Annotated in this window: 21 protein-coding genes, 1 tRNA gene and 1 pseudogene; 14 read left to right on the forward strand and 9 right to left on the reverse strand. The window is 34.0% G+C overall.

The genetic code is table 11. The features are described 5' to 3' along the window. Position 1: 1 nt before the first annotated feature. Positions 2-784 carry a hypothetical protein gene (locus tag INQ25_RS05420; protein ID WP_155969270.1) on the reverse strand — a complete coding sequence of 261 codons (783 nt, stop codon included), beginning with the start codon at positions 782-784 and terminating at the stop codon, positions 2-4. Positions 785-969: 185 nt separating this feature from the next. Here INQ25_RS05420 and INQ25_RS05425 point away from each other — a divergent pair, with 185 nt between their 5' ends. Together INQ25_RS05425 and INQ25_RS05430 are read left to right on the forward strand one after the other, a co-directional pair. Beyond that, positions 970-2,499: a UDP-N-acetylmuramoyl-tripeptide--D-alanyl-D-alanine ligase gene (locus tag INQ25_RS05425; protein ID WP_213863247.1), complete on the forward strand. Its 1,530-nt coding sequence runs from the start codon at positions 970-972 to the stop codon at positions 2,497-2,499. A gap of 50 nt (positions 2,500-2,549) precedes the next feature. Then, on the forward strand, positions 2,550-3,500 hold the full coding sequence (locus INQ25_RS05430) for a complex I NDUFA9 subunit family protein (RefSeq protein WP_213863248.1): 951 nt from the start codon (positions 2,550-2,552) through the stop codon (positions 3,498-3,500). 8 nt (positions 3,501-3,508) lie between these two features. Here the strand turns inward: INQ25_RS05430 and INQ25_RS05435 are convergent. Continuing rightward, positions 3,509-3,582: transfer RNA gene (locus INQ25_RS05435), tRNA-Arg, on the reverse strand. A 712-nt stretch (positions 3,583-4,294) separates the two neighbouring features. On the opposite strand from INQ25_RS05435, the gene INQ25_RS05440 reads away from it, so the two are divergent. The 3 genes from INQ25_RS05440 to INQ25_RS05450 all read left to right on the forward strand — a co-directional run bounded on the left by INQ25_RS05440 (position 4,295) and on the right by INQ25_RS05450 (position 10,189). After that, positions 4,295-6,535 carry an ankyrin repeat domain-containing protein gene (locus tag INQ25_RS05440; protein WP_213863249.1) on the forward strand — a complete coding sequence of 747 codons (2,241 nt, stop codon included), beginning with the start codon at positions 4,295-4,297 and terminating at the stop codon, positions 6,533-6,535. 87 nt (positions 6,536-6,622) lie between these two features. Continuing rightward, positions 6,623-9,073: a type I DNA topoisomerase gene (gene topA / locus INQ25_RS05445; RefSeq protein ID WP_213863250.1), complete on the forward strand. Its 2,451-nt coding sequence runs from the start codon at positions 6,623-6,625 to the stop codon at positions 9,071-9,073. Positions 9,074-9,130: 57 nt separating this feature from the next. After that, a complete protein-coding gene (locus INQ25_RS05450) occupies positions 9,131-10,189 on the forward strand; it encodes a leucine-rich repeat domain-containing protein (protein ID WP_213863251.1) in 1,059 nt (352 codons plus the stop codon). Between the two features lie 41 nt (positions 10,190-10,230). Here the strand turns inward: INQ25_RS05450 and trhO are convergent, their stop codons facing one another. Continuing rightward, positions 10,231-11,037, reverse strand: a complete 807-nt coding sequence (gene trhO / locus INQ25_RS05455) for an oxygen-dependent tRNA uridine(34) hydroxylase TrhO (protein ID WP_213863252.1) — start codon at positions 11,035-11,037, stop codon at positions 10,231-10,233. 129 nt (positions 11,038-11,166) lie between these two features. On the opposite strand from trhO, the gene INQ25_RS05460 reads away from it, so the two are divergent. Beyond that, complete coding sequence (locus INQ25_RS05460) at positions 11,167-12,765, forward strand: ABC transporter permease (protein ID WP_213863253.1); 1,599 nt, start codon at positions 11,167-11,169, stop codon at positions 12,763-12,765. A gap of 10 nt (positions 12,766-12,775) precedes the next feature. Here INQ25_RS05460 and INQ25_RS05465 read toward each other — a convergent pair whose 3' ends face one another. Together INQ25_RS05465 and apaG are read right to left on the reverse strand one after the other, a co-directional pair. Beyond that, complete coding sequence (locus tag INQ25_RS05465; RefSeq protein WP_213863254.1) at positions 12,776-13,669, reverse strand: Rpn family recombination-promoting nuclease/putative transposase; 894 nt, start codon at positions 13,667-13,669, stop codon at positions 12,776-12,778. Between the two features lie 177 nt (positions 13,670-13,846). Then, positions 13,847-14,248 (reverse strand): Co2+/Mg2+ efflux protein ApaG, encoded by a 402-nt coding sequence (gene apaG / locus INQ25_RS05470; protein ID WP_174516854.1) that lies wholly within the window; start codon positions 14,246-14,248, stop codon positions 13,847-13,849. A 99-nt stretch (positions 14,249-14,347) separates the two neighbouring features. Here apaG and INQ25_RS05475 point away from each other — a divergent pair, with 99 nt between their 5' ends. After that, entirely contained in the window at positions 14,348-15,412 is a 1,065-nt protein-coding gene (locus INQ25_RS05475; RefSeq protein WP_213863255.1) for a 5-(carboxyamino)imidazole ribonucleotide synthase, read from the forward strand. A gap of 8 nt (positions 15,413-15,420) precedes the next feature. Here the strand turns inward: INQ25_RS05475 and INQ25_RS05480 are convergent, their stop codons facing one another. Beyond that, positions 15,421-15,621 (reverse strand): hypothetical protein, encoded by a 201-nt coding sequence (locus INQ25_RS05480; protein WP_213863261.1) that lies wholly within the window; start codon positions 15,619-15,621, stop codon positions 15,421-15,423. A 573-nt stretch (positions 15,622-16,194) separates the two neighbouring features. Continuing rightward, complete coding sequence (locus INQ25_RS05485; RefSeq protein ID WP_213863256.1) at positions 16,195-17,397, reverse strand: bifunctional 2-C-methyl-D-erythritol 4-phosphate cytidylyltransferase/2-C-methyl-D-erythritol 2,4-cyclodiphosphate synthase; 1,203 nt, start codon at positions 17,395-17,397, stop codon at positions 16,195-16,197. A 507-nt stretch (positions 17,398-17,904) separates the two neighbouring features. Here INQ25_RS05485 and INQ25_RS05490 point away from each other — a divergent pair. From INQ25_RS05490 to INQ25_RS05520, 7 genes are all read left to right on the forward strand, one after another. Further along, positions 17,905-18,969, forward strand: a complete 1,065-nt coding sequence (locus tag INQ25_RS05490) for an AI-2E family transporter (RefSeq protein ID WP_213863257.1) — start codon at positions 17,905-17,907, stop codon at positions 18,967-18,969. Positions 18,970-19,098: 129 nt separating this feature from the next. After that, complete coding sequence (locus INQ25_RS05495) at positions 19,099-19,734, forward strand: DnaA ATPase domain-containing protein (RefSeq protein WP_213863258.1); 636 nt, start codon at positions 19,099-19,101, stop codon at positions 19,732-19,734. Between the two features lie 205 nt (positions 19,735-19,939). Then, positions 19,940-20,110, forward strand: coding sequence for a hypothetical protein (locus INQ25_RS05500; protein WP_007549057.1), 171 nt, complete (start codon positions 19,940-19,942; stop codon positions 20,108-20,110). Beyond that, positions 20,100-21,086, forward strand: a complete 987-nt coding sequence (locus INQ25_RS05505) for a tyrosine recombinase (RefSeq protein WP_213863259.1) — start codon at positions 20,100-20,102, stop codon at positions 21,084-21,086. Before INQ25_RS05500 ends, INQ25_RS05505 begins: the two co-directional genes overlap by 11 nt. Before the next feature lie 193 nt (positions 21,087-21,279). Continuing rightward, the gene (locus tag INQ25_RS05510; protein ID WP_010081980.1) at positions 21,280-21,867 is read left to right on the forward strand and encodes a lysophospholipid acyltransferase family protein; all 588 of its coding nucleotides are present in this window, start codon (positions 21,280-21,282) and stop codon (positions 21,865-21,867) included. 51 nt (positions 21,868-21,918) lie between these two features. Then, positions 21,919-22,188 (forward strand): 30S ribosomal protein S20, encoded by a 270-nt coding sequence (gene rpsT, locus INQ25_RS05515; protein WP_012673338.1) that lies wholly within the window; start codon positions 21,919-21,921, stop codon positions 22,186-22,188. 80 nt (positions 22,189-22,268) lie between these two features. Then, entirely contained in the window at positions 22,269-23,510 is a 1,242-nt protein-coding gene (locus tag INQ25_RS05520; RefSeq protein ID WP_213863260.1) for a citrate synthase, read from the forward strand. Positions 23,511-23,526: 16 nt separating this feature from the next. On the opposite strand, the gene INQ25_RS05525 is transcribed toward INQ25_RS05520, so the two are convergent. Both INQ25_RS05525 and INQ25_RS05530 read right to left on the reverse strand, forming a co-directional pair. Further along, on the reverse strand, positions 23,527-23,700 hold the full coding sequence (locus INQ25_RS05525) for a hypothetical protein (RefSeq protein WP_179943778.1): 174 nt from the start codon (positions 23,698-23,700) through the stop codon (positions 23,527-23,529). Then, positions 23,700-23,923, reverse strand: a pseudogene (locus tag INQ25_RS05530) (IS4-like element ISWosp8 family transposase); the annotation flags it as partial. The gene INQ25_RS05525 and the pseudogene INQ25_RS05530, both read right to left, overlap by 1 nt.

Below are 23,923 nucleotides of genomic sequence, written 5' to 3' on the forward strand. Positions count from 1 at the left end.
CTTATTTTTGCATTCCACAACTTTGCGACTTACCTGCTTTTATAGCTTCTTGCGCCCATTTTTTCTCACCTGAAGCTATAGTTTCTGAAGGCTGACCAACATCAGACTTCACAACTTTGTCTGATGACTGCTTTTGATCATCATATTCCTTATACAATTTTTCTGCAATACCATACAGCAATTTTAAGTCTGTGTGAACTTTAAATTCTCCGCCAGTAATTTTTGCTAGCTTTTTAAGGTTGCCACCAACTCCTTCAGCTCCTTCAGCAATTTTTTCAAGAGCAAGCTCTTTTATTCTTTTCTCATCAATTCCTGGATTGTTCTTTTTGATGTCTTCAATTATTTTTTTAACATCAACTTCAATTACAACTTTGTTTTCTTCTTTAAAGATAGTTACATTTGGCAGGTTTTGCTTTATTTCACCTAATCGTTCTGGCGTCAAATAGGGTATATCCCCTGTCAGAGTCCTTGATGCTAAAAAAGTTACCTTTCCTGTTCCTTTCTTTTGCTCCATTATTTGGACACCAAGATCCTCACTAGCTTGTGTGGTTTCTATAGGTGGATCATATTCTTCAAGTGGGTTGCCAATAATAGAACGTCCGCCATTTTTTATGTCGTGCCGCATTTCATCCCAGGACTTAAACCAATTCTTTGGCCATATAGGGTACACTGCACCCTTGACTAGAACTTTTACACCTCTACCCAGAAAACTTCCTACTCCCGAAGCTGCATTACCAACTTTAGCTAGTATAGAAGTAGATTTTTCATTTTTTCCTGTGAACATACATACCTCCAAGGTACTTTCTACAACTAAATACATTTTAATTATAGACGAAAAAATTTAAACTTCTATATTCATTATAAGATAGAATTATAGGGATTGCAACCATTATTTGTACATTGTCTAAAACATGTAGTATTTTCGCTACTTTTATTGTTCAATTTATTATAAAGAATACTCTCTAAATTATGTTTAAATGGAGCACAAATAATATCATTGATGCAACTGGCGGAAGAGACGTAAATGGTTGTAATTGGATACATAGCTCAAATATTTCAACGGATACAAGAAGCATAAAAAAAGGTGATTTATTTATTGCACTCAAGGGAAAGAATTTTGATGGCCATAATTTTTTGCATGAAGCGTTTTTAAAAGGGGCAGTAGCTGCAATAGTAAGTGAGGGTAAATATAAAAATTTTCCTCTCGTTATTGTACAAGATACCCTGAAAGCTTTGCACGATATGGCATCATACTATATTAGAAATGTTCTTGTTGACGCTAAAGTTATTGCAATTACAGGCAGTGTCGGGAAAACTACTACAAAGGATATGCTGCACACTGTTTTATCGCAATATGGAGTGTCCCATGCAAACGAAGGTAACTTAAATAATAATATAGGATTGCCTTTGACAATTCTAAAAGCTCCAAAAAACTGCCAGTACTTAATCCTTGAAATGGGAATGAATAAAGCTGGTGAAATAAAAGAATTATCAAAGATTAGTAATCCGAATATTGCAGTTATTACCAACATCGAACCTGCACATACTGAAAATTTTTCATCACTATTTGACGTTGCACAAGCGAAGTTAGAAATTCTGTATGGTATGAAAAATAACGGTACTTTGGTTTTAAGCAGAGATAATAAATATTATGATTATCTCTCATCACACGCCAATAGAAATGTAATAAGCTTCGGTAAAGATAAAAATGCTGAAGTTTGTTTACTAAACTTAATAAGAAACGATGAATCTTCTGTCATTTCAGCACTATCTTCTGTCATCCCAGTGCTTGACTACTTGGATCCAGGAAGTTCAATTGCAAATGAGCATATCAGACGGTTGTATAATAAAGACTGGATTCCAGCGTCACGCGCTGGAATGACATCAAACCGAGTTGCTAATAGATTAAGTTTAAAAATCAGGCTGAGTGATAATCAAATTATAAACTGTAATTTACGTGTACAAGGTGAGCATTTTGCTTATTCGCTACTTGCTGTTGCAGCAGTTGTGCAAAGCCTCGGACTTGATTTATCAAAATTACCACTTGCACTTAAGAATTTTAGTGTAGCGAAAGGTAGAGGCAATATTCATAAGGTCAAATACAATAGAAAATATATACATTTAATTGATGACTCCTATAACGCCAGCCCTGCTTCGATGAAAACTGCGATAAAAACTTTGAGTACATATTCTAATCAGAGAAAAGTAGCTTTGCTTGGTGATATGTTGGAACTTGGTGATGAAAGCATAGAGTTTCATACAGATTTGGTTAAGATTATCACAGGAAATAATATAGATAAAGTTTATACAGTTGGTAAATTTATGTTAGAATTGCATGAGCTTTTGCCAGATAATATAAGAGGCGCGCATTTTAATGATTCTAATCAATTGAAAAGTGATTTAGCTAACATTATTCAGAATAATGATGCAATTCTAGTTAAAGGCTCACGAGGAATGAAAATGGATCTTATTGTACGGGAATTCGTAATAAAATATTAAGCGAAATCATTGTATTAATTTACAGTAACAAATTATTAGGAACTTTAATTGTGACAAAACGTGTAATTATTTTTGGTGGAACGGGGTTTATAGGGAAACACATCGTAAGACGCTTGGCAGCAGAAGGATATTTAATAAAGATATTCACTCGTAATCAGGAAAAAGCTGCTTGTTTAAAATTGTGTGGCAATTTGGGACAAATATCAATATTTAAAGGCGATTTTTTTGATGAAAAATCAGTTCTGGATGGTATGGAAGAATGTGATGTAGCCATAAACTTAGTGGGAATATTATATGAAGCAAAAAAGCACGATTTTTACGCTGTTCACGTTAAAATAGCTGAAAGGATAGCAAAAGCGGCAAAAATGAAAAATGTACCTATGATGATACATTTTTCTGCTATGGGAATAGAAAATAGCAAGTTGTCAAAATATGCTCAAAGTAAATTGGAAGGTGAAAAAGCTGTAACCTCAGCATTTCAAAAAGCAATAATAATTAGGCCAAGCCTTGTATTTGGTAAAGAAGACAACTTCTTTAATAAATTTGCAAGATTAGCAACTATTCTTCCTTTCTTACCACTAATTGGCAATGGAACAACTAAATTTCAGCCAATATGTGTAACAGACTTAGCTGAAGTGGTATATCGTATTATCAGTTTTAATAAGCAAGACAAGAAAATTTATAACATGGGTGGACCAAAGGTTTACTCTTTCAAAAGCTTATTGAAGTTTATTCTGAATGTTACTAACAGAAAGTGTTTGTTGATCAATGTATCTTTTCCAATGGCAAAGTTAATAGCTTTCTTTTTAGAAAATAAAATTATTTCTATGCTGCTAAAACCAATAACCGGAGATACGAACCCTATGCTTACTCAAGATCAGGTGAAAGTTATGATGAATAGTTCAATCGAAAAGTCAGTTGACCTTGAAACAATGAAGGTTCGACCATTAGCAATTGAAAATGTGGTGCCAGAGTACTTGAAGATTTATAGAAAGTATTGATAGAAGAGTGTGCCCGGTGGGATTCGAACCTACGACCCACAGCTTAGAAGGCTGTTGCTCTATCCAGCTGAGCTACGGGCACACAACATATATAAAATGCTTCTTAGTACAAGTGAAGTCAAGTATTTCGTGTGAATATGATGTTTATCTTACAAAACCTTGTCATTGCAGTTGTGTGTCGCGCGCTGCCAAAATTGGATGCAAGAAGTCTATTTATTTTAGAAAATATTATATAGAAACTTACTTAACAAACTCCGCCAGCGCTCTTATCATGGCACTAAGAGTATTTCTGACTCAAAACTTGTTTTTGATCCGCGCGGGCTCAACAACAAAATCCAGTAAAAAAACTCAGGTGTTTATTAGCGGATTATATAAAATTATAGCGGCTGCATGTCTTTTAAATTTTTTCTACATTCAGCCAAATCGCGCTTAAACTAAGCGTCAGCACATTATTACAGCGCCAATTTAAAGCATTAGAGAGTCAAAACTCGCACTACGGGGTTTCTTTGCCTTTTTTTTTATTTGGTAAGTTTCTTAAATATTTATGGATAAACGACAACCGTCATCCCGTTACTTGTTAGCGGATGAGATACCGTGACGGTATGACGGTTCGCGGCGGGATGACAAGAAAGGAGCAACAGAATGACAGAGAGTAATGCAAGAAAATAATTGGATTTTTTGTAATGCTACGGAGTCCAGTGTTTTCTACAAATTTTTACGTGATTTGTTAGCAAAATTGACAGTTGCTGAAATACTGGATAAAACGCTTGTATAGTGTTTAGTAGAGAAAAGTTATGAAATATGAACAGTGGATAAAAATATTAAGTGCAGTAAATGCTGATGGTGATTTAAATCAGGGTAACATAATCGAAAAGATAAAAGAGAGGTTACAGAGGATAGATTTAAGTACATTCCAGGATTGGAAAAATGATAGATTTAACATAAATTATAAATTCACCTTATATACAGGTCTTGCCTCTTTTAAACTTACATTGTTATATTTGGCTACTAGGGATGGCTGCAAAAAGGTAGTAGAAGCTCTGATATCAAATGGAGCTGATGTTAATACGAAAGATATGAATGGACTGACCCCTTTATATTGGGCTGCCAAAATTGGTCACAAGGAGGTAGTAAATGCTCTAATAAAAGCGGGGGCGGGGGTTAATATTAATGCAAAAAGTAAGAAGGAACAAACTTCTTTGCATAGGGCTGCTGAAACAGGCCATACGGGTGCAATAAATGCTTTATTAGCAAAAGGGGCTGATATTGATGCAATAGATGATAATGGAGAAACTCCTTTACGTTTGGCTATTAAAAATGGCCATACAAAAGCAGTAAATGCTCTATTGGAGGCAGAAGAATTTAATATTAATACGAGTGATGGTTTATGGAATTATGGATGGGCTCTTTTACATTGGGTTATTGCAAATGACCATAAAAAGATAGTAGAAGTTCTAATAGCAAGTAAAGCTAGTGTTAATACGAAGAGTGAAAATGGATGGACTCCTTTACATTGGGCTGCTGAAAATGGTTATACAGATGCAATAAATGCTCTATTAGCAGCAGGGGCTGATGTTGATGTGAGAGATTGTTGGCTTTACGATACTCCTTTACATTTGGCTGCTGAAAATGGCCATACAGATGCAGTGAATGCTCTATTAGCAGCAGAGGCTGATGTTAATTTACAAAACGCGCGTGGCAAAACTCCTTTACATTGGGCTACTAAAAATGCCCATAAAGAGATAGTAGAAGTTCTAATAGCAAGTAAGGCTAGTGTTAATGTGAAGGGTGAAAATGGATGGACTCCTTTACATTGGGCTGCTGTGAATGGCCATACAGATACAGTGAATGCTCTATTAGCAGCAGAGGCTGATGTTAATTTACAAAACGCAGATGGCAAAACTCCTTTGCATTTGGCTGTTGAAAAGAAACACAAAAGTGCAGCGGAGTTTCTGATAGCACATGAAATTAAGTTACAAGGTTCCAATGCACAAAAGCCAGAATATCTAGTACAACATAATTCTAATTTTACAAGGGAAATGTCAGAATATTGGAATAGGTGCCTAGGTGAATACGAAAAACTTGAGGAGGAAGATAAGTTACTACATGACTTTTTGAAGGAAAGTGACACTAGTACATTAGTAAGTATATGGGAAAAAAATGAAGATATATGCAGTAAGTTTGATAACCAAAAAAGCTTACAAAGGCAATATCCAGAATATGCTTATACTCTAATTAATAAAGCTAACGAAATAAAAAAAGAAATTTTTCTGCACAATCATGAGCCGCTAATTGATGCTTTATCAACGCATTATAGGCGTGATTTTCAAGCAATGATATTTGCTGGTATAGAAAACTTTTTTAAAGTTCACAAAGATGACTTTAGAAAAGAGTTAGGAAATGGAGGAATCACTCTAATTAACTTCGTAGATTTTGAAAATTTTGCAGAAAGGCATGCTCCTACATTGAAAGTAAGAGCGTTTGCAAAGGTTATAGAGAATAACCTATCAAGCGAGAGCCCTGATGATCAAAACATTGATCAAGCTTGTTCTTCTAGTGTTGATGAGCAAGTTCCTCAGCCTGTAAGTGAAATAACTGGCATTATTAAACACATAGGTGCAAGTAATAGTGAGGCTTCTTCAGAACTCGAAAGTAATGGTAATCAACAAAGTACACAACCAGAATTTTTAACAACCAACGGTAACTCTAGTAGCATAGCTTCTGAAAGTGGCAGTACTAAAATACTAGTTTCAGATCAAGAAAATGACATCCAGAACAATAATATACAACCAAGTTCACGAAGTGAAAAGAGAAGTAAACTGCCTGGTGTGGCTGCTTCTGCACTGGCAATAGCCGGGGTTGCTTTAGGAGTAGCTATTGCAGTTCACCTAGAAATGTTAGCGGTGGGAATAGCAGTTGGAGCTTGTTGTCTGGTTGCTGCTGCGATCATATACTATTGTAATGAGCCTTCAAAGTCACTTAAAAATAGCAATGTCCAAGGGTTTTCTGGAATCCGTGAACAATCTACTTTGTAAAATTCACAAGACCTATTAAAATATTTTTTTACTTTTCATCGTATATTTCTCAACATATTATCTTTAAGTACTAAAATAATTAACAATATGGCATTATTAATAGTTGAATCACCTGCGAAAGCAAAGACAATAGGTAAATATTTGGGTAAAGAGTTCAAAGTAGCTGCATCCTTTGGACATGTGAGGGATCTTCCAGCAAAAAACGGCTCCGTCGATCCGGATAATGATTTTGCTATAAAGTATGAGACCATTGAAAAAGCAGAAAAGTATATAAAAGAGTTAGTAAAAGCCGCAAGCAAAACATCAGATATATATCTTGCAACAGACCCAGACAGAGAAGGGGAAGCAATGGCTTGGCATGTGATAGAGACATTAAAAGAAAAGAAAGCAATCAGTAATGAAAACAACATTTATAGAGTAGTCTTTAATGAGATAACAAAGAGAGCAGTTCAAGAAGCAATAAAGAATCCACGTGAAATAAATATGGATTTAGTGCGTGCACAACAAGCACGTAGAGCTTTGGATTATCTAGTTGGATTTAGCTTGTCACCACTGCTGTGGACAAAATTGTCGGGGAGCAAGTCTGCAGGGCGAGTGCAGTCTGTTGCATTAAAGATTATATGCGAACGAGAAGATGAAATTAGTAAATTTATAACACAGGAGTATTGGAGCATAAAGGCAGAAATGCAAAATAGCAAAGATGAGGCTTTTTTTGCTATGCTAAGCCACTATGACAATAAAAAGCTAGAAAAATTTGATATTAAGAATGAAGAAGAAGCAAAGAACTTAGTCAGGGAGATTGAATCAAGGCAATATGCTGTAAGCACAGTAGAACGCAAGCAAGTTAAGAGAAACCCGCTTCCTCCGTTTATTACTTCAAGTCTTCAGCAAGATGCAGTGAATAAACTGTATTTTAATGTGAAAAGTGTTATGCGCACAGCGCAAAATTTATACGAAGGTATCGATATTGGTGGTGAAACTGTAGGGTTGATAACTTACATGCGTACAGATGGGTTTCATATTGCAGATGAGGCTATAAACTCAATTAGAGGGTCAATTAAGTCATTATATGGTGATAAATATTTACCGCAGTCCCCTCGTAAATATGTAAAAAAGGTCAAAAATGCTCAAGAAGCACATGAAGCAATTCGTCCAACTGATATCAATAGAACGCCGGGTAGTATTAAGGATTACTTAACGCCAGAGCAATTTAAATTGTATGATTTAATCTGGAAAAGGACCATTGCAAGTCAAATGGAGTCGGCGATTCTTGATCAAGTGGTAGTTGAAATTAGTTCTACTGATCAGAAAGTGATTCTGCGAGCAAGTGGGTCGAGTATATTCTTTGATGGTTTTTATAGAGTCTACCAAGATAACATGGAAGCCGAAAATGAAGGCCTGCTACCTACCATGAAGGAAGGGGAAGCGTGTGAGCTGATTTCAGTTGAGCCAAAACAGCACTTTACTCAACCGCCACCTCGTTATAGTGAAGCGAGTATCGTTAAAAAAATGGAAGAAATCGGTATAGGTCGCCCATCAACTTATGCAACAATTATTTCGGTATTACAAGATCGTGAGTACGTTTCATTGGATAGCAAAAGGTTTATTCCAAGCAGTCGTGGTAAAATCGTTACTATATTTTTAGAAACCTTTTTTCAGCGTTGTGTAGAGTATGACTTCACAGCACAAATGGAAGAAAAGCTTGATTTAATTTCAAATGGACATGCAGATTGGAAAAAAGAATTAGGCCACTTTTGGGTGCCATTTTTTGGTCATGTAAACTCTGTCAAGCAAATGACGCATGATGAAGTTTTCAGCGGCATTCACAATTTGGTAGTCGATTGGTTTTGTTCAGAAGAAGGAAGAAAAGAGGTGAATACGAAATGCCCTGACTGCTTAGGTGGCATATTGAAATTGAACTTTGGAAAAGCCGGGGTGTTCCTTGGATGTTCTAACTATCCTGAATGTAACCATACAAAAGAAATTACGGGCAGTGACGACAATTCAGAATATCCAAAAAGTTTAGGTGTAGATGATATCACAGGACAAGAGGTAGTAATTAAAAAAGGTCCTTTTGGGCTTTACCTGCAGTTTAATAATGAGTCAGAAAAGAAAAAGGCGGTTTCTATACCAAAAGATATAAATGTTAATGATATTGATCTGAGCACCGCTACTCAGTTACTTTCCTTGCCAAAAGTAATCGGAGAGCACCCTGAAACCGGAAAGGAAGTAAAAATAGGCCTTGGACGATTTGGGTACTATATTTTCTATGATGGTAAATACTTTTCTCTTAAGAAAAGCTCCAAAGAGGTGCTGAATACAGAATTGAGCGAAGTTATACAAATTATTGCAAACAGCCCACGCAAAGAGCTAAAATCTCTTGGGGTTAATGAAAAAGGAAAAGAAGTTTTTATCTGCAACGGTAGGTACGGATTCTATATAAAATGCGGTAAAACAAACGTTGCTTTGGGCAAGAGTGCAGATATTGAGAGTATAGATCTGGAGAAGGCTTTAGAGTTGATTAAGAATAAGAAGTAGACTTTTATTGAAATATTAGGTAAAGTTAAAATATACTCTAATAATGCGGTGGGATAAATGATATTTTACACACAGGGCGACACTCCAGCTTTATGTAGGTTAGATTACACGGATGTAAGTAAGTTAGTAGGCATACCAAATATCACAAGACTTGATTTAACTGAGTGCAAGATTAGTGTTGAAATTGTAAAAGAATTAGCTGAGCTCAAAAATCTTACTTCACTTCATTTAGGTAAGTGCAAGATTAGTGTTGAAGTTGCAAGAGAATTAGCTAAGCTTATAAATCTTACTTCACTTGATTTAAGTGAGTGCAAGATTAGTGTTGAAGCTGCAGGAGAATCAGCTAAGTTCACAAATCTTACTTCACTTAATTTAGCTGGGCACAAGATTAGTGTTAAAGATGCAAAAGAATTAGCCAAACTTACAAATCTTACTTCACTTGATTTAGGTAAGTGCAAGATTAGTGTTGGAGTTGCAAAAGAATTAACCAAACTTACAAATCTTACTTCACTTCATTTAGCTGGGTGTGAGATTAGTGTTGAAATTGTAAAAGAATTAGCTAAGCTCAAAAATCTTACTTCACTTCATTTAGCTGGGTGCGAGATTAGTGTTGAAATTGTAAAAGAATTAGCTAAGCTCAAAAATCTTACTTCACTTCATTTAGCTGGGTGCAATATTGGTGTTGAAGTTGCAAAAGAATTAACCAAACTTACAAATCTTACTTTACTCAATTTAATTGGTTGCAAGATTAGCAATGAAGTTGCAAAAGAATTAGATAAACTCAAAAAAAATCTTCCTTCACTTAATATAATTGGTTACAAGATTAGCGGTAAAGGTGCAAACGTAAAATTGCAGGATGAGGTATCAAACTCGCAAGAAAAACTTAAAAGCAGTAGCAAATACTATATTTGTGGAGCAACAGTTGGTTTAGTTATTGGTCTAGTTGCAGCATATTGTTTAGGGGCTGCTGCTTTAACTCCTGTTGGTGTTTCTGTTGCAGCGTTTATTGCATCTGCTGTGGTTGGCGCGTTACTCGGAGCTGGGGTGGGTTATGCTGTGAGTACATATCTTGAAAGCACTGAATTAAACAATATGCAACCACGAAGGAGTTGTTGAAGATCCGTGTTAAATTCTAGTACAGGAGCTTTTTTCTAATGCTAAAGTTTACAGTTGAAACAAACCACCTGGCCACGTGGAACTGATTTCAGTTTATCAGTTGAAACTTGATTTGAGCAGAGTATGCATTTTATTGTGTTGCTTGGAGTAAGTAAGTTATCAACAGCAATTCTATCATCAAAAACAAAACACTCACCTTCCCAATTACCATTTTTATTATAAGTTTTTTCAAGGTAAGAAAGAATGCCGCCTTTCAGGTGGTACACATCGTTAAATCCAAGATTTTTCATGTACGCTGTTGATTTTTCGCATCTAATCCCACCAGTGCAGTACATAGCCACTTTCAGGTCTTTACTCTCAGAAAATGACTCTGTCCACTGAGGAAACTCACGGAAACATTGTGTGTGTGGATTAATTGCATTCTTAAACTTGCCTAATTTCACTTCATACTCGTTTCGTGTATCTATTACTAAAACGTCAGGTTGAGAAGTAAAATCATCCCAATGCTCTGGATCAACATATTTACCCTTAAGGGAAATATCAAGATTGCTTACACCAAGATTCACAATCTCTCTTTTTAATTTTACCTTCATCTTGCTAAATGGTTGATATTCTGCTGCACTCTCTTTCCATGTAAGGTCCCTTAGCCTATAATCAGAACGTAGAAAATCGAATATTTTATCAATTGCGTTTCTTTTACCAGATATTGTTGCATTAACACCTTCTTCTGCAAGGAGTATAGTGCCCTTTAACTCAACTTTGTTGCATGCAGCTTTTATTTCGTCTTTCATGTCATAATAATTAGAAAGTTCTACAAAATGATAGAAAGTTGCAATGACGAAGCTCATGATTATTCACTTATCAACTAAAAACATGATATATAAAATTATAAAGATATTCAATAGTACGGCTGTTAATTACTGGATATCTTCAGTTTTTACATATAACATTTTAATATAAAATATAGATTCAAATTAATGTTTTTAAGAGTATTTAAAAATATATTCTTATTTCTAGTAAGTATATTATTCGTCTGTCCAATATTATCATTAATATCAATTCTATTTACAGATACAGCAAATTCCGGATGGGTAATCAGCACACTTTTCCCTGAATATATACTGAGTACGTTAATTTTGATGATAGGAGTAGGGGGAATATCCTTCATATTTGGAGTAATTCCAGCTTGGCTCACTACATTTTTTTCATTTCCTGGAAGTAAAATTTTTGAGATTGCTTTATTCTTTCCGATATCGATTCCTGGATATATAGTAGCGTTCGTCTATGTAAATACGCTAGAGTTTTCAGGTCCTGTGCAGAGCTCATTAAGAGACATTTTAGATTGGAGCAAAGGTGACTATTGGTTTCCTGAAATAAAATCCCTAGGTGGTGGAATATTAGTAATGGGATTTAGCCTATATCCATACGTTTATATGTTAGTCCGCTCAAGTCTAAAGAATGTTAGTAACTCAGTCACTATTGCGTCAACGCTTGGGTTCTCCTCATTGAAGAGCCTGTTTTCTGTCATCATACCCTCCATACGCCCATCGATTATAGCTGGGTTGTCTTTGGTACTAATGGAAGTAATTACAGATTTCGGCACACCACAGTTTCTTGCTATCGATACTTTTACGACAGGAATATATCGCACCTGGTTCTTACTGCATGACAAATATTCAACTACTGTTTTAGCAGTTGCAGAATTAATTTTCGTTGTGATACTAATAGCTATCGAAAAAAAACTACAAAAAAAAGGAATATCCTACTCTTCAATCAATACCAATTCAGATTATCACAACAAACGGAGTGTGAGTGGTGCTATACCGTTAATTTGCACTTATATTATGTGTGCATTACCAATATTGATAGGTTTTGCTTTGCCAGTGATCCCACTTATATATTGGAGCATAGAGAAGGGGTTGTTCATATACGAAGCAAGATTCTATAACATAATAGCAAATAGCATTAGTTTATCAGTTATTACCGCACTAATCTCAATTAGCATTGCAATAATGATTGGATATACGGCGCGTAAAAATAAGGTAATCAATAATGTAGCACGTCTCATTTCTTTAGGCTACGCAATTCCAAATGCAATTATCGCAATTAGCATAATAATATTTTTAAGCAGAATATCCTCTTTCATTACTCAATATATTGTGGAAATTAGCTTGGTAGGAACTATTGGCGCATTAGTTTACTCATATTTATTTCGTTTTTTTGCTATATCTTTCAAGGCGGTAGAGTCAGGGCTCAAAAAAACACCAAATGAAATTGAGTGGACTGCATATACTATGGGTCATGGACCTATTTCCACATGTTTGAATGTTCATATCCCTCTCATCAAGAAGAGTATATTATCGGGATTTTTGCTCGTATTTATGGATACTATCAAAGAGCTCACAGCAACACTTATTATAAGACCATTTAATTTTGAAACTATATCAACTAGAATATATGAACTTGTAAGCGATGAGCGCTATAGAGAAGCTGCCCCATTTTCGTTAATAATAGTTATAATAGGCTTAATCTCTACAATGACCTTATTTACACTTGATGATAAGGATAAAAAATAAACGTAACCGTTCACAGATTTCCACTTAATTCTTCAATCTCACTAATAGAAAGGCCAGTAAACTTGACAATAGTGTTGACATCAACATTATTAACCAGCATTGCTTTTGCGACTTCAATTTTCCCTTCAATTTTCCCTTCCTCTTTACCAATTTTTTTGCCTTTTTCAGTAGCAAGATCAAGTCTGTATTCAAGAATGGCTTCTTCTTTCCGTAGATCCATTATCCTTTCTTCGTAAGCTACTAAATCTTTTTCGTTCCAACGAAACTTGTCTAATTCATCATATGCTAGCTTTATTATTGGCGCTTTTTCTGCTATCTCTTTTAAGTCCTCTTCTGTTGTTTCTTCTGCGTATTTAAAAAAGAAACACCACCTTTCTACTATACTTTCTAACTGCTCTACTTTATTTTTTGCGAATTTAGGCAACTCAATAAAGACAAACTGAAAATCTTTTAAGTAATGGCCGTTAGTTTTTATATCACGTATATTGTGAGTAGAAATATAATCAACTTCTTCAGGAAGTAAGTTACAATTTGATATAGCAATAAAGAAGACTTTCTTTAAATCAATGTAGTTGCCAGATTTATCTAATTGTCTTGAGTAGGCTTTAGCAGCATAGAGTTGTGCGCGTTTTTCGAAGCCCTTGTCTCTAGCGAGCTGCATTTCTGCTATATATCTATTTCCGTGAGAATCCTTGCAGAGAACATCAACAATACTTTGTTTATCAGAGGCAACTTCGGGGTCCATAATGGTGCTTAAGAATTCTACTTCTTGTATTGCATTTATCTCAGTAAACCCTAAAATATCGTTCAAAAAGTGGATCAGGATATTCTTATTTTTTTCCGTTCCAAAGATTTTTTTGAAACACAAATCATTGCGAGGATCGAGAAATTTTGAAAGAGCCATGGCAAAAATGCTTGAAAATATTAATAATTATACACTATTATTAACAATTATTCAACCATATTTTTGAAGATAGCTAGTTTCTGTATTTATTTTAAATTGAAGAAAGCTCAAATGAAAGATCATGTTTTGCTAAAAATCACAGAATGCAGTCTGGTTACAAATAAACTATTTTGATAGTTAATGGGGTCTAGTTTTGACGTATGGACTATCCAAAGAAAAGGGTGGTATCATAACCTCAAAAATTTTTATGCTCTCTTCATTCAGAAATTCATACTTACCCTGCATTATTCCTGACGGTGCATTTAAGTATGTTCCACTTGTGTATTTGAATACCTCTCCAGATTTTATCACAGGTTGTTCTCCGATAACACCAACTCCGGCAATTTCATTTACTTTTCCCTTATAATCTATTATTTGCCAATGACGACTTAACAATTGAATAGTTGATTGACTTTTGTTTTTTATCTTAACGTTATACATCCATACATAGCAATTTTCATAAGGAATGGATTGCTCTTCAATATAAATTGGTAAAACTGTAACTTCAACAAAGTTGGTAGTTAGTGTGTATTCTAGAATCATTATAGAATATTCATGATAAAAAGATAACATTCTAATTATATACTTTTTTCATAGATTTTTCAAGTATACTTTAATTAGGAAATATCAATTTATAGTATGAATGAACCAGATGCGCTGAGCAAAAAAGTAATAGGAATAATAGGTGGTGGACAATTAGGTAAAATGACTGCTATCGCTGCAACAAAACTTGGACAAAAAACACATGTTTTTGCCAGTGCTAAAGACGATCCGGCTTGCTCTGTTGCTGATGATTTCACAATAGCAGATTTCTCTGATAAGAAAGCGCTTGAATCTTTTGCACAGAGTGTGGATTTGGTCACTATTGAGTCTGAAAATATTCCATGTAGTGCAATTGATATCGATGTAAATTTTTATCCGGGTAAAAAAGCGTTACACATTGCGCAAAATAGGCTTAGAGAGAAAGATTTCATTAGAAGCTTGAGTATAAAAACTGCTGAATACAAAAGTATACAAAATTATAATGAGCTACTGAAAAGCAGTAGAGCTTTTGGCTATCCAACAAGGCTGAAAACAACAGAAATGGGTTATGATGGAAAAGGGCAATATGTGCTTGAGAATGATTCTGAAGTGAAGCAATTTGCTTCCTTTGATTGGAATACAGAGTACATTCTTGAAGCAAGTGTTGATTTACTGAAAGAGGTTTCAATAGTCGTTGCAAGAGATAAAAACTGTAAAGTAGCTTTTTTTCCTATAGCAGAAAATTACCACGTTGATGGAATACTTGATACTTCAACAGTGCCAGCTAAAATAGATAGCAAATTAACTCAAGAGGTACAACGAGCTGCAAAGAAAATAGCAAATGCGCTTGATGTAATAGGAATTCTGGCTATTGAATTTTTTGTTACTAAAGATAACGAATTGTTAGTTAATGAACTAGCTCCCAGACCTCACAATTCTTGCCACTGGAGCTTGGATGCATGTAACGTTAGTCAATTTGAACAGCTAGTTAGGATAATATGCGGGCTACCTATGCAGGAAGTAGTATTACGCTTTCCTTGTATGACGAAAAATATAATAGGTAATGATATATATGATTCTCATAAGTATTTGAGCAACGAAAAAGCTAGTTTAACCATATATGGGAAAAAAGAGGTTAGGGATAAGCGTAAAATGGGACATGTCAATATAGATTTAAGTTAACAGTTTTTCTACGTCATACCGCCACAACTGTACGAACATTGTGATATGAGAATAATCTCCGCCAGGAAGGGTGTCATCCCAGTGCCCAGACACTGGGATCCAGTTTTCCATATAATCTCATCGAAAACGTTGTAACCACTTTCTATGCTAGTTTGCTTGCTTACAAGCAAACTTTTCTGGATCCCAGTGTCTGGGCACTGGGATGACACCCTCTTGGATGGAAACCAGCGTCAGCTACTTGAATGACAGCAGTCCTACGTCATGCCGCCGCGGTATCTCTAGATCCCGCTAACACGTAGCGGGATGACGGTTGTCGTTTAGCCATAAATGTTTAAGAAATTTACCAAACGAAAAAAAAGGCAAAAGAAGCCCCGTGGTTGGCTAGTTACTTACATTATACTTTCAAGTATGGCGTTTTTTTATTCTAAACGTTTAATAACCGCGATTCATCTGCTTTTAAGCCGCAACTAATCTAAATTATAAACATTAAGAAATTTACTAAACAGAAAAAAAGGCAAAGAAAACCTAGGGTAGCTAATTACTCACTATCCATTTTTTAAGTTGGCGTTTTTTGATGTTTTAAATGCTTTATAAGCGCATTTTAGCTTGTATAGCTAGAAATTTGATAAAGACATAAGGTGCACATAGTGCAAAAAATTAAACATGAGACGCCAAATACGTTGAGTTTTTTTGTCATTTAATCTGTACAGAGAAGATAAATAAATAGCTTCAGTTTCATGATAAGGGGGCTGGCGAAGGGTGTCAAGTAAGTTTTTTCGTTTCTATTTCCAATAAAAGTTTGTATGCAATAACACAGAAGCATGCACTGCTATTCCTTCATTTCTTCCAATATAACCTAATTTCTCTGCAGTGGTTGCTTTGATATTTACAAATTCATCATCAATTTCTAATGCTTTTGATATGAATTTCTTCATTTCTACTTTGTAAGGCGATATTTTAGGCTCTTCACAAACTATAGTAATATCTAAATTAGACACGCTGTACCCTTTTTCTTTTGCTTTTTTAGCAGCAAAGTCAAGAAAGTGAGATGAATTGCAATCTTTCCATTCAGAGGAACTAGGAGGAAAGTGCTCTCCTATGTCGCCACATCCCAGTGCTCCGAGTATTGCATCAACGATTGCATGTATTGCAACATCACCATCAGAGTGCGCTTCTATTGCCATGTTGTGTTCAATTTTCACACCGCAAATTTTTATAAAGCTTTCAGCACCATTTTGAACTTTAATGAACTTATGTATATCATAACCGGCTCCGACACGAAATTTTGGCTCTTCAAAAAGAAGCTTTGCCATATTGATATCCTCTTTTGTGGTTAACTTAAAATTGCTTTTCTCACCTTTAATAATCGCAACATGTTTTTTGTGCTCTACCATTAGTGATGAATCGTCAGTAAATTCTTTGACTGATTGATGGCATGATAATAATTCTTTGAAATTAAAAATTTGAGGGGTTTGTATGGCTCTGAGCTTTCCTCTTGAAATCGTAGATTCAATAAAACTATTACTCACCAATGACATAGTGTCTTCAACTTCTATTGCTGGAACTACTCCTGTATATTGATCATTAATCATAGATTCAACCAAGTTATCTATCAGAACATCTGACACAAAAGGCCTACAAGCATCGTGTATAACTACAAAATCTGGGTTAACTTTTTGTAAGCTTTCAAGCCCTAGTTTAACTGAACTTTGCCTGTTTTCTCCTCCGTATACAGGGCTTAGTAATTTAGTGTCTGTAATTAGTGATATAGCTTTCTCATAGAAACTTTCATGGTCTCTATTAATTGCTATTCTTATGTAATCTATATATTGGTTAGCCAGAAATCTTTTAATTGTATGAAATAAAACAGATTTACCTGCCAGTTTTATATATTGCTTAGGAATCGTAGAATTGCATCTACTGCCTACTCCCGCTGCAACTATTAATGCTGCTATTTTGTATTTCTTGAATTTGTTAGCGCACATGTTTATCACTTTTAGCGTAAGTGTATGATAGCAGGCTATCTAAAATTTCAATAGGATTAAGAAGAGGCCTATTTTCTTTTTGCAGAGGCTTCCCTCTTTACCCCAAATTCTTTTCAAAAAAAATTTTTGACTTTATATAAAAAATTACTTCCCCTACTTAATTAGCATAATTATAATAGCAAAAGAGATATTTAGAGAGCTCAAAATCTATCTTTGCCTGCAGGCCTTTCTATTACACATCTAAAATTCAGTTAAAAATGTAGCGTATCTTCTTCAGCGTATGTGGGTGCACACACATGCTTAATCTCTGTCGTATGGCACTGCATTTTTTCTGAATCTTTTTTCACATGGGGGAATTCTATGCCTAAAATTCCATATTCTTAACAAAAAACTACTACTTAACAGGATTAATAAAGTAATAAATAAATAGTATTACAAATCGTAAAATACTTTCAACATAGGAAAAATAAATTGCATATTTTTCAGTAAATTAGCTATGCTAAACACATGCAAAAACGTCATATAACTATTTGTTTCATACTGCTTTTTATAATAGGGATGTTATTCCTGATGCGTCCTATGATTTTTCCATGTTTAATATCTATTATTATTGCATATTTGTTTAATCCGCTAGTAGTCAAGTTTGAAAAGTATAGAATACCACGTTCATGTTCTGTAATTTTTATAATACTTATTTTATTAATAGCTTTTATACTAGTCATAACATTTGTTTTACCTATTATATATGTTCAAATTACTTCAATATTAAATTTCTTAGTGAGTAAAGTGCCTTCATTAAAGCTTAAAGTAATCCCCTCTGTATTAGAATTTCTTAATATGAAAATCGAGGATAGCTTATTTGATCATTTATCTAAAAATCTAGCAGAAAATTACAGCAACTATGTATCTTATTTCATGAATGCTCTTGATATTGCTAGTAACTTTATAATCCAAGTGTTAAGTTCAAGCTTTAACACGGTATCATTAATGGTGATTACTCCTGTAGTGTTTTTCTATATATTACGTGATTGGCCTTTAATTATAGAAAAAGCTAGTAAATTAATCCCTATTCCTTACAGAGGAAAAATTGCAGATTATTTTTCCAAAGTGGATTTCATTATATCTAATTATCTAAAGGGGCAGGTAAATGTATGTATTGTCATGATGGTCTTTTACTCTGTGAGTCTGAGCATAATTGGATTGGAACACTCTATTGTTATTGGAATTTTATCAGGAATGTTAACGTTCATACCTTACGTAGGGCCATTATTATATACCATTATTGGGTTTTTGAGCGCTATCGCTCAATTTAGTGGATGGTTTGAAAGTGCTGCCGTTTTGCTATTATTTGGTGTTGGACAATTAATAGATTCAAACATATTAGTTCCTTTATTAATAGGAAAAAAAGTTCATATACATCCAACTGTAATTATTCTGGGAATTACTATATGCGCTTCATATTTTGGATTTATAGGTATATTACTTTTTATTCCAATAATAGCAATGTTCAATGTATCAGTAGAATATGCAATCAATAAATATTTTAAAAGTGAGCTTTATAAAAACGGCTAACAGACCTTTTGCATAATCAATTTATGGTAAGAGGAGAAATGAGCCCAGAATACCTGAGATATTTTAGGAGCGTAAGTAAATTTTTGCGCAAAAATTACTACCAGAAAGAGGTTACGTAAGAGGCTTAACGTGCAATTAAATTTATTTGACAATAATCGAGCTGATTATAGTCGGCAAAATTACATCATCTTAGATGAAAATAAGCACGTATATAATTCGGTAGTTAATGATTTATCTTGGAAATGTCTGATTCTTTTTGGACCTAAAAGCTCCGGTAAAACTCATCTTGCTCATATTTGGCAATCAATAAACGATGCAATCTTTATCAATGTGAATAACTTCGTAAGCGAGATTAGGTATAGCGATGCTTTTATTTTAGAAGACGTACAAAACATTAAAGATGAAGCAATGTTATTACATTGTTACAATTACATGAAAGAAAACGACAAGAGGCTGCTAATCACTTCTTCAATTTCACCAAAAAAGCTTAACTTCAAATTAAGAGATTTAAGTTCTCGAATATTATCAACTATCAGCGTAAAAATTTTGCCTGCAAGCGAGGAATTATTAAGAATTATGCTAATAAAACGATTTTCAGATAAACAGTTAAAAATTGATTTAAAAGTGATTAATTATATTTTAGCAAGAATAGAACGTTCTTTCTATAGCATTGATAAAATTATAGAAAAGATAGATAATGAATCTATAGGGTCAAATGTGACCGTTCCTTTTATTAGCACTTTATTAAAAAAAGATGCCATTTGATTTCTTCTTTTGTAAAGGTGTATATTAAAAATTTATTAACACCCATAACACTAACGTAATTGGAATCTCTATCTGTCCATGTTAGAATTATAATCAATGTTATGTTATAATAAATATAGATAGATACAGCTAAGAAGTATTCTATATTTATAGTAGAGCTCACTTTATAAGGTGTTTTTTATAGATTTAACGTTATAATTTAACTATGATAAGAGTAAGATTAAATTTAAGAAAAAGGTTAAAGCAAAAGTTTGTGATGTTCACTCTATTGATAAATGCTTTATTTGTCTCATATTTTCTCATAAGAAACACAGGGAACACTTCTAATCAAATTATAGCCAAAGAAATAAATATAGGAACTGATAATGAAAAATAAACAGTCGCAAAATAAAAAAGAAAATCTTTACATAACATATTACATAGATGCTTTAGCTTCAGAGAGGTCCGCTGCACAAAATACTCTGGAAAGTTATCGTTCGGATTTACACCAGTTTGAAGAATTTTTATTGGAAAGCGGCACTACCTTGGTTGGTATAAACAAAACCAATATTAAAGATTATGTGAAATCTTTATGTACACAAAAAAAATATAAAAGTAGCTCTATATCAAGAAAAATATCCGCTATGAAAAATTTTTACAAGTGTCTATTTAATGACGGAATAATAGATTTTAATCCAGCGCCGGCTAATGATGCTGAATTAAAGAATCCAAAAGTTTCTCGTCCTTTGCCTAAGTATTTAAGTGTCGAAGAAATATTTTTGCTAATGGACACAGTGAGAAAATCAGCAAGCGAATCGAATAAAGAGATAAGCAGTAAAAGGCTATGTGCGATTTTAGATATCCTTTACTCTTCTGGAATGCGTGTTTCTGAACTAATTAGTATGAAATTATGTGAAGTGTCACATTTAATAAACAGTAATAACAAAGAATGCTATATAATAATAAAAGGAAAAAGTGGTAGAGAGAGGCAAATTCTTTTTAATGAACAAGCATTGCAGAGCCTTAGAAATTATTTATCAGTTCGTGATAATCTGATCTCTAAAGAAAAGGAATCCGATTGGCTATTCCCAGGTGATAAACCTAATAAACCAATTACAAGGCAGAGGGTCGGTCAATTAATGAAGGAGTTGGCAAGAAAATGCAATATTGATGAAAATAAGATCTCTCCACACGTGATTAGGCATTCTTTTGCTACCCATCTACTAAATAGCGGAGCAAATATTGTGTTGATACAGAAAGTTCTTGGCCATACTAACCTTTCTACAACACAAATATATACTCATATTGCTAACGAAAAGTTAAAGGACAAATTAGCTGATTCGCATCCTATTACTCAGATGATCAATAATTAAATTTATTGTTTTTAATTTGTAATAAAGTTAAATTTAAATAAATTTATGTGAGTTTGTGATTTCAAGTTTATTGTTTAATTTCTTTCTTATATTATGGGAGGTATTCTATACTTTCATTACTCTCCCTGTAATTTTCTTTTCTGAGTGTGTAATAACCATTTTCCTCGTCTGTTCGGTGAGAGTTGTATTATTCATGCTGCGTTTATTATGTGGCATTAAATATGAAGTGAGGGGAATGGAAAACATCCCTAAGCAACCTTTTATCATTGCATCTAAACACCAATCTCCATTTGAAACATTTATTTTTATACTACTATTTAGAAAAGCGGTTTTTATTTTAAAACGTGAATTGAAATGGATTCCATTCATTGGTTTGCATCTTATAGCGCTGAAAATGATTTTTATTAACCGTTCAGATGGTATCAGTTCTATACGCCATATAATCAAACTAGCAAAAATGCGTATAAAAGAAAATAGAAGCATAATAATATTTCCTGAAGGTACAAGAACAACTATAAACCAAAATATAAAATATCAACCAGGTATTGCTGCTTTATATAGCGTATTATCTGTTCCTGTGTTACCGGTTGCTTTAAACACTGGTTTGTTTTGGCCAAAAAGCATACTTTCTCTGAGAAAGAATCCCGGAAAGGCAGTAATAGAAATATTGCCCCCAATATATCCTGGGTTAAACAAAAATGAATTCTTGCAAAGTTTAGAAAAAATTATTGAAGAGAGAAGCAGTAGATTAACCATAGGAAAAACTGATATTGCAAATTAACAAAAAAACTTTATAATTAAAAGAAAAGTACAGTATTTTAGGTATTAATATATGGCAAATCATAAGAGTGCTAAAAAAATGATAAAGGTAATAGCAAAGCGCACTTTAATAAATAAGATGCGGAAAAGTAAAACTCGCACCTCTATTAGAAAATTGGTTGATATAATCAAGTCTGGCGACAAAGAAAATGTTGTTCTGGCATTTCGGAATGCTGAATCTAATTTACACAAGTGTGTGAATAAAGGTGTTATTCATAGGAATACTGCTGCGCGTAAAATAAGTCGCTTAAATGCAAAAGTAAAAGCATTGATGACCGCTTAATACGGTTAATGTAAAGTTAACTGTATTAATATATACTCCTCAATTTGTATATTCTGTATAAAATTTAAGTAGCTTAAGTGATGGATAAAAAAGTGCTATTAGAACTAAGTAATGGATTAAAAATCGAGCTACCTGTATTAAGCGGAACAACAGGTCCTGATGTGTTAAATATCAAGGATTTATATAAGATGACAGGATTATTCACTTACGATCCAGGGTTTGTTTCTACAGCTTCATGCTCTTCTACAATTACATTCATTGATGGAGATGAAGGAGTTCTTAAATATAGGGGACATAATATAGCTGATTTGGCAGAGAATAATAATTTTACTGCTGTGATTTATTTATTGCTCTATGGTGAATTACCCAGTTCAGAGCAACACAAAAAATTTCTTCTCAAAATACAAGAATCATCCAAAGTATCAGAGCAAGTTACAAATGTAATTAAAGCATTTCCAAAAACTGCTCACCCTATGTCAATCTTAGTTGCATGTTTTGCAAGTTTGTCAGCATCTTATCATGAAAAGCATGGCAACAATGTCAATGGTGAAGACCTAGATTTTGGAATTTCTGCAATAGCGCAAGTTTCCACAATTATTGCAATGATTTATAGGCATATCAACAATCAGGAATTCATAAATGCTAACAATGAATTAAGTTACAGTGAAAATTTCTTAAAGATGATATTTGGCGATGCTGTTGATAATGCCCTTTTTGCAAAAGCTTTGGATAAAATATTTACTCTCCATGCTGATCATGAACAGAATGCTTCTACGGCGGCTGTCAGACTGGTAGGATCGGCTGGTTCTAATCTGTTTGCAAGCCTCTCTGCAGGAGTTGCTACACTTTGGGGACCAGCACATGGTGGAGCTAATGAGGCAGTTATAAATATGCTAAAAGAGATAGAGCAAAGTGGAGATATAGATAAATTCATCGAAAAAGCTAAAGATGATAAAGATCCATTTAAATTGATGGGATTTGGACATCGTGTTTATAAAAATTATGATCCGCGCGCGCGTATATTGAAAGGCGCTTGCCATGAGGTTCTAAGTAAACTAGAACAAAATAATGAACTGCTTAAAATTGCAAAAAAACTTGAAGAAATAGCTTTAAAGGATGAATATTTTATCGTGCGTAAGTTATATCCAAATGTTGATTTTTACTCAGGTATAATAATGAATGCTATTGATATCCCCTCAAATATGTTCACGCCTATTTTTGCACTTGCAAGAACCACTGGTTGGGTTACTCAGTGGTATGAAATGATAAATGATAAAGAAACTAAGATCTGTAGACCAAGGCAACTCTATTTTGGTAAATAAATTTATTTTCACTTCATTAGACTTCTTGCATAACCCAAACTAAGTAGAAAAAAGGTGTCATCCGAGTAGCTGACACTGGTTCCTTTACGACGGAAGTGTCCAGAGGTGTCATTCCAGTCTGGAATCCAGAAAAAAGGATGGTGTCATTCCGTATCCGTTCAGCCAATGGCGTCAACTTAAGAACTTTCATTAGCAAACTCTCCTAAAGACATGATGGCGTTTAGGCTTATCTACTTTATTGCGGCTGTCCCGGTCGGATTTTAACTTTAGCGCGTATACTTAAAAAGGGCTTGAAAGTTTTTTGGCGCAATAAGTACCTGATAGAGTTTCTGCCTCATTACACCAAATAAAACTGAAAAATTTAAACGATACTCAGTAATTTGATCTGGGTTCCAAGGCCCTTGTGCATCACA

Source organism: Wolbachia endosymbiont of Rhagoletis cerasi, assembly GCF_018454475.1.
Classification (GTDB): Bacteria; Pseudomonadota; Alphaproteobacteria; order Rickettsiales; family Anaplasmataceae; genus Wolbachia; species Wolbachia pipientis.